The 7191-nt window shown below is 58.8% G+C and carries 6 protein-coding genes and 1 riboswitch; of the genes, 2 read left to right on the forward strand and 4 right to left on the reverse strand.

The features are described 5' to 3' along the window. Window positions 1-119: 119 nt before the first annotated feature. Window positions 120-1457, forward strand: a complete 1338-nt coding sequence (gene gdhA, locus Q0248_RS03290) for an NADP-specific glutamate dehydrogenase (protein ID WP_299319714.1) — start codon at window positions 120-122, stop codon at window positions 1455-1457. 1069 nt (window positions 1458-2526) lie between these two features. Then, a riboswitch (cobalamin riboswitch) is annotated at window positions 2527-2775 on the reverse strand. Window positions 2776-2891: 116 nt separating this feature from the next. Here gdhA and Q0248_RS03295 read toward each other — a convergent pair. The 4 genes from Q0248_RS03295 to Q0248_RS03310 form a co-directional block, all read right to left on the reverse strand. After that, window positions 2892-3377: a ferritin gene (locus tag Q0248_RS03295; RefSeq protein WP_299319716.1), complete on the reverse strand. Its 486-nt coding sequence runs from the start codon at window positions 3375-3377 to the stop codon at window positions 2892-2894. A 102-nt stretch (window positions 3378-3479) separates the two neighbouring features. Further along, a complete protein-coding gene (locus tag Q0248_RS03300; RefSeq protein ID WP_299319718.1) occupies window positions 3480-3989 on the reverse strand; it encodes a S4 domain-containing protein in 510 nt (169 codons plus the stop codon). A gap of 49 nt (window positions 3990-4038) precedes the next feature. Beyond that, window positions 4039-5103: a glycosyltransferase family 9 protein gene (locus Q0248_RS03305; protein WP_299319720.1), complete on the reverse strand. Its 1065-nt coding sequence runs from the start codon at window positions 5101-5103 to the stop codon at window positions 4039-4041. A gap of 46 nt (window positions 5104-5149) precedes the next feature. Next, window positions 5150-5761, reverse strand: a complete 612-nt coding sequence (locus tag Q0248_RS03310; RefSeq protein WP_299319722.1) for a DUF4254 domain-containing protein — start codon at window positions 5759-5761, stop codon at window positions 5150-5152. A gap of 816 nt (window positions 5762-6577) precedes the next feature. Between Q0248_RS03310 and Q0248_RS03315 the strand changes: the two genes are divergently transcribed. Beyond that, window positions 6578-7191 (forward strand): hypothetical protein (locus tag Q0248_RS03315; protein ID WP_299319723.1); only part of this gene is annotated, 614 nt, incomplete at its 3' end.

A 7191-nucleotide genomic window follows, 5' to 3' on the forward strand; every position in this document is an offset into this window, starting at 1 on the left:
GTGCGCTCCGAGGCGGAGTCGGGCGCCTATTTGGGCGTTACAAAATCATTGGTTACATTTGCCTATAGCAAAGCAGACTCCACCAGGAGCCTACACATCACAACTAAATACTATTGCGTATGAAATCCGCAGAAATCCTCGCCTCGCTTGAGGCGAAGCACCCTGGAGAGAAGGAATTCCTCCAAGCCGTGAAAGAAGTGCTCCTCTCGGTAGAGGAGGTGTACAACCAGCACCCTGAGTTCGAGAAGGCCGCCATCATGGAGCGCCTCGTGGAGCCAGACCGTATCATCACCTTCCGCGTGCCCTGGATAGACGATGCTGGTAAGGTGCATGTCAACATCGGCTACCGCGTGCAGTTCAACAACGCCATCGGCCCCTACAAGGGCGGTATCCGCTTCCATCCCACGGTCAACCTCTCCATCCTGAAGTTCCTCGGCTTCGAGCAGACCTTCAAGAATGCACTCACCACGCTGCCTATGGGTGGCGGCAAGGGCGGCGCTGACTTCTCCCCCAAGGGTAAGAGCGACCGTGAGATCATGACCTTCTGCCAAAGCTTCATGCGCGAGCTGTGGCGCCACATCGGTCCTGACACCGACGTGCCTGCAGGGGACATCGGCGTAGGTGGCCGTGAGGTCGCCTATATGTATGGCCAGTACAAGCGCCTGGCGAACGAGCATACGGGTACGATGACGGGGAAGGGCTTCACCTTCGGGGGCTCGCGTCTGCGTCCTGAGTCTACGGGCTTCGGGGCTGTGTACTTCGTACAGCACATCTGCCAGCAGCACGGCATCGAGCTCAAGGGCAAGACGGTCGCTATCTCGGGCTTCGGTAACGTCGCCTGGGGTGTAGCCAAGAAGGCTACCGAGCTGGGCGCTAAGGTCGTGACGATCTCTGGCCCCGACGGCTATGTCTACGACCCCGACGGCATCAATACCGAGGAGAAGTTCCAGGCACTGCTTGACCTCCGCTCCAGCGGTAACGACGTCGTATCCGACTACATCAAGAAGTTCCCCAAGGCTCAGTTCTTCGCAGGCAAGAAGCCCTGGGAGCAGAAGGTCGACATCGCTATGCCCTGCGCTACGCAGAATGAGATGAACGAGGCAGATGCCAAGATGCTGCACGCCAACGGCGTGACCATCGTCGCCGAGACCTCCAACATGGGCTGTACGGCCGAGGCTGCTGAGTACTTCGTCGCACAGAAGATGCTCTTCGCTCCTGGTAAGGCAGTCAACGCCGGTGGCGTGGCTACCTCGGGCCTCGAGATGTCCCAGAATGCCATGCACCTCTCTTGGACCAACGAAGAGGTAGATGCTAAGCTGCACCAGATCATGAGCGACATCCACGAGCAGTGCGTCCTCAATGGTAAGGAAGGCAACTATATCAACTACGTCAAGGGCGCTAACATCGCAGGCTTCCTCAAGGTCGCCACAGCGATGCTCGAGCAGGGCGTCATCTAGTCCCAGCACCTGCTAGACAGCAAACGAAGTCGCCCCCATCAGCTCGCTCTGAGCTGATGGGGGCGATTTTTTTTATTAGGCTACGCGGAGGCAGGCTCCTTGCCTTGCCTCATTCTTGGGCTACTTGCTGGTCTGTTCCTTATCTCTTGATGCTGCGGCCTCCCTTGCTGGGCACTGCGCTCGGAGCTGTATGCTTGGGTAGCCATAGCCGTGCAGTAGGACTACAGCGGCGATGGCTTAGGCCGAGGATATACGGACTTAGCCTGCCTTATATAGGGCTAGGAGGAAGAGTAGGGGATGCTGGAGGGGGAGCTTGCTCGCTGTGGGAGCTGAGGCTAGGAGCCTAGGGAGAGAGACCCTATCAGTAGGGAAGTATGGGGAGAGGGTAGTCCTCGAGGGGTGTTTAGGTCTAAGGGAGGCGCCTTGAGGGGCGGTGTGTGGCGACGCTTTGCCTGATGCCTTGTCTCCTTGGCTGCTTGATCCTAGCGGGTGGGCTTACCTTACTTGAAGCGCAGGGGTGATGGTGGTGACAGAGCTGATCTCCCTCCGAGAGGGCGACTCAGGACTCTGTACCCGACCATGCACCTGCTGCATGTACGCTATCGGCTTATAGCTGCTCCTGGCACATGATCCACTCTGGACGCTATGCTATCTAGGCTGGAAGGGGCGGTTTTGGATAGGTTGGAGGAACAAATAAAGAAACCCCTTCGCGAGTCTAGCCTAGATCCCAGTCCGGAGTGCGTAGTGATCTGTCCTACTTCTCCCAAGTGGGTGGGGACATCTCCCCAGCCTGGGGGACATCCGAGCATGAGGGAGCCTAAGGTCGGTCGTATGGTGCGGTCGGATAGGTACCCCTCGTAGAGCGAGCTTGGTCCTCGTCGTAGCGAGGACGATAGCGACATGATATCAAGAGGAGGTATCCACTGTGGCTAGGGAGCTACACAAGGGAAGACCCTTCTCTGACCTATACGTCGAGCAGAAGGTGCACCTAGGGTGAGGATAGCAGGCCTAGAGGCGGCGAGCTATTGGGTCACATGGCTGTCGTCTTCTCAATCTTATTCCCGAGATTGTCACACTGGTTCTTACGGGCAGGTCTCCTGGCTCATCACCCTGGTCTATCCCCGAGCACGCACCTTCCCAAGTCCTAGGACTCAGTGGCAGGCTACAGCCTTTGGTGTCGGAGACCCTCCCTGAGGGGGAGGGGGTGACTCACAGTAGCGGGTACTGCGCCGGATTCGCACCGGCTTCCCTTACTAGCCCCGTCCTCTAGATGCGCTTCATCTGCTGCGGTGGCTATACCTGTAAGACACTGCAAAGGTACAGATTATATTCGATAGCGCCAAGGAGACGACACGGGGCTAAAGCAAAGCCAGCCCGCAGCTCCCTTTTGTGGGGCGTGCGGGCTGGCTTGGCCTTATGGACTAGGAGGGGCGCTTACTTGCGCTCAGCGAGCTCCTTGTCGAGGAAGATCAGGGCTGCACCCTGAGCCAGGCGCAGGCGATCGACGAGGTTGGAGGCGGTAGCCTCTTCCTCTACCTGCTCGCGGACGTACTTCATGAAGAAGTCCTGCGAGGCCAGGTCCTGCTCCGCAGCCGCTAGGCGTACGAGCTCCTCGATCTTGGAGGATACGAGGCACTCGTGGGCGTAGGCCTTCTCAGCGATCTCGAGGGCGGAGGCGAAGTCCGTCTCTACGGCGGGGATGGCCTGGATGCGTACCTTGCCCCCACGCTCGATGCTGTACTTCATCATGTCCTCGGCGTGCCCCAGCTCCTCGCGGTACTGGACATAGTACCAGTGGGCGAAGCCGTCCAGGCCAACCGATGCGTAGTGTGCCGACATCGAGAGGTAGAGGTTAGCGGAGAGCATCTCCAGGGCGATCTGCTCATTGATGGCAGACTGCATCTTCTCAGTAAACTTCATAATAGCTTGTTCTTGTAATTGTGATTGTATAAACCGTTCGCCTAGTAATACAGCCGAGCGGTCCTTTTTGTTCATTGTGGCAGGCGTGGTGCCTGCGCCTCCTTAGTCGTCCCAGTCCCTGCGTAGGCGGGCGGGGCGGCCCTTGGGGGTACTGCGCTCTTGGCGTACTGCGCCGCGGCGGCCGCTATTGCGATGCCTCAGGGCACGCTCGTCGAAGGACTGCTCCTCCTCGTCCCAGCCCTCGGTGCGCTGCTTATGGAGGCGGCGGTTCTCGGGGTTGTTCTTGCTGGTCTTGCGTAGGGCCGCGCTCTTGGCTGCCGAGGCCTGGCGCTGGCTCTCGGCGCGCTCGGTACGCTTGTCGCGTGTGCGGCTGCGGCTGGCATCCTTCTGCTCCTTGGCCTGGAGCTTCTCCTCCGCGAGGTGATCACGGATGAGATCCTTGACGGGCAGGTCTACTTCGTCAAAGTAGACGCTGTCCTCGGGGCCGACGAGATCGGCTAGGGTGGCGCGGCGTCCGTTGACCTTGACGCGTCCCTGCCGTATGTAGTCTTCGGCATCGCGACGAGAGCCGAGGCCAGCGTCGCTGATGAGCTTGTTGATTCGTAGTTTCATTCTGCTGTGGTATGGGGTCGCTGATGGGGGTGGCTGGGCTGGGGTGGGCCTAGGGGCGCAGCTGGGTATCGGCCCAGGCTGTGATATGCTGCACGACCTCGGCGCTGGGCAGGGCCTCCGAGCAGCTTAGGCCCTCGGAATGGCATTCCTTATTGTCCCCGAAGATACTGCAGGGGCGATGCTCCATGCCCTCGGGCTGTAGACAGTCCTCGAGCTGCTGCCCGATGCCGAGGAAGCCCGCCGCGGGATGGGTGCAGCACCAGATGGAGAAGCAGCGCACACCGACGAGCGACGCCAGGTGCATATTGGCGCTGTCCATGCTGAGCATGGCGTCGAGTGTGGCGATGAGGAGCAGTTCCTCGGAGAAGTCCAGGAGGCCAGCCACCGTGCGCAGCTCGGGCAGCTCCTTGGCCCAAGCCTCAAGCTGCTGGGCCTCACGCCCAGGCGCCCCGAAGAGGTAGAGCTCGAAGCGACCGTCTGCGACAAGGGCCGCCAGCACCTCCTTCATCCGCTCGGGGGCGTAGGTCTTGGTCGCCGTGGAGGCGAAGGGGGCGATGCCGAGGCGAAGGCGCCCGCGTGGGGTCTGCACCAGCTCGGGGTGGAGGCGTGCGAAGGTCTCCAGGAGCGAGGGGTGCAGCGCTATGGGCGGCGGGAGGTCGGGGACCTCGAGGCCCGCCTCGACGAAGACCTTGCGGTAGAGCGTCCACATCGGCGGCACGGGCTGTATAGGTGCTCCAGCGGGGCGGTGGAGTAGGGCGCGGCGCTCGCGGCGGGGCTTCACCAGATGGCGTACGGGGATGCCCCAGAGGCTGAGGTAGCGGCGGAGGAACTTGGTACGCAGCACATCGTGCAGATCCAGCACGGCGTCGAAGCGCTCCAGCCTCAGCCTGCGGGCATAGCGCATCAGCCCGAGGAGGCTGCGCTCCTCGCGGCGGGTGTCTATGGCCATGGCCTCGAGGTTGTCGGGCGGATCGACCAGCAGCTCCGTCATGAAGGGCTGCGTCAGGAGGATGAAGTCGTGCTGCTCATTGGCCCGAGCTACAGCGTAGAGGAGCCGAAGGAGCATCGCCACGTCCCCGAGAGCGGAGAGGCGAATGACGAGGTAGCGCGCCACAGAGGTCTATGTATATATGGAGTGGGTAGCTCGTGAGCATCGTGGGCTAGAGCGTCTGCCCCTTGAGTAGGGGATTGAGCTGCGGGTCGTTGTACATCTTCATCTGCTTGTAGACCTTCATGTACTTACGCCCTGCGGCGATGTCCTCTAGGAGCTCGTCGATGGCCTGCGTCAGGTCGCGCTCCTGCTCGATGAGGACGGCGAGCTTGCTACTGCACTTAGCGCGCAGCTCTTCGTTCCCCTGGGCACCCTTGAGGGCCTTGTCCATGTTGTAGATCTTCAGCTCGAGGATGGAGAGGCGATCGATGGCCCAGGCTGGGCTCTCGGTATTGATGCTGGCCTCGGGAAGTGGCTTCACGGAGGCGAACTCCTGCAGGAAGAAGCTGTCGATGAGCTCCACGAGGTCGGTGCGCTCCTGGTTGCTGCGGTCGATGCGGCGCTTGATCTTGAGCGCTTCCACGGGGTCGATGTCGGGGTCGCGGATGATGTCCTCGAGGCACCACTGGGCGTTGTCGATCCAGTTCTTACGGAAGAGGTCGTGCTCGATCGTCCGCTCGGGATGAGGGTTGACACAGGGAGTATCGACGCTACCCTGAGTCTCGTAGACCCCGATAGCCTCCTTGAAGATGCGTGTAGCTAGGTGACTGAACTGCTTCATAGATGGTTGCTAGCGCTTGATTGCTAGCTCAAAGATAAGTAAAAGCCCCTAGCGCACCAAGCCCCCGTAAGGCCTAGCGCGTAGGGGCTTCCCCGTGTGCTGTCTCCTACTCCTTATCGCTCCCGTCTGCTGCCTGCCGCTGGCCGTCCTCCTTCGCTGCTGCCCGCCCCGCTGCTGAGCCTTATCTCTCGGCTCGCTGACTGATAGCTCTCACGGCGCTGACTGCCGTCCCTCGGCTCGCTGACTGATAGCTCTCAGGAGCCTTCCCCTTATATGTGCGTAAAGTCCGTCAAGGCTGTCTAGGGCGTGAGCGATCAAAGGGCGGATGGGTGAGGGACTTGGCGAGCAAGCTAAGTGAGCCTTCCGAGCGAAGGCGCTAAGGCAGCTGCAGAAAGTACCTTATAAATCAAGAAAAAGTGGCTAATCTTTTGCGCAAAAGATTAGCCACTTTTTCATAAAAGATTAGTTACTTTTGGGAGGAAGATTAGGGACTTCGTCTCGAGCCTGCCTCTAGCGCCCTGGCGAAGTCCTTCGACCGCGCTAGCAAAGGCCAGCGACTTTCTTTGGCCTTAGCCTGGTCTAAGGGGATGAAGCGGCTGAAGGAAGGCTTGAAAGTCTAGCCACATCCGTCACCTAATGAGTGGGCTACGTGTCGTCTTCGCAGCCCAAGCCAAGCGGCGGGCACTGTCGCGCCTTCGCCTTATCGAGGCCGAGGCGAAGCAAAGCTACTCTCCCATCTGTAGGCGGACGGGCTACAGCGCGTTGAAGGGATAAGGCTTACCATTGTTTAACAAGGTATTTGTAGTAAGATAGATTATGAAGATCAAAGGACTTAATAGGGTGATTCCTGGAGGCCGCCATATCGAGAATATGGGCGATGACCTTTTGTTATATACTTTGGATGATGGACTGTACTGTAATGGGGAGCTCATTTTTCCTAGGTACTTATACCCATACCTCAACTATGATGGTGGGCACTACCTAAGATCCTCGGAGCCACCTGCAATATACAGACTCGACCCAGAGAGTAATTTTATTAGGCTTTGTGTGTCGAGATCACAAAGAATACGATTAGGTACCTCCGATGAGTGCTTGCTCCTAGGGAGATACAAGAATAGGGAGCACACCTATACACTAGAGCTTGAAGGAAAGGAGGTTTGGACTAAGACCACTAGTTTCTCTCAAGTCATCCAAGTAGGTTCGTTTGCTCTATTTTATGAAGGGAGAGGACAACTTGAAGGTTCCTGCCAGCTCATCGAGCTCGCTACTGGAGCTGTGCTCTGGGAGCTAGACCTCCCAGGTGCTTATATCTACAAAGTTTATCCCTACGAGAATAAGGTCGTTATCGTGTGGTTCCCTCCTATGGGGGAAGAAGATAAAAGTCGTGTGTCGTGTGTGGAGGTGCCATCTGGGAAGATTATCTGGGAAAA

Origin of the sequence: uncultured Porphyromonas sp. (assembly GCF_938046015.1) — a bacterium.
Lineage (GTDB): Bacteria > Bacteroidota > Bacteroidia > Bacteroidales > Porphyromonadaceae > Porphyromonas.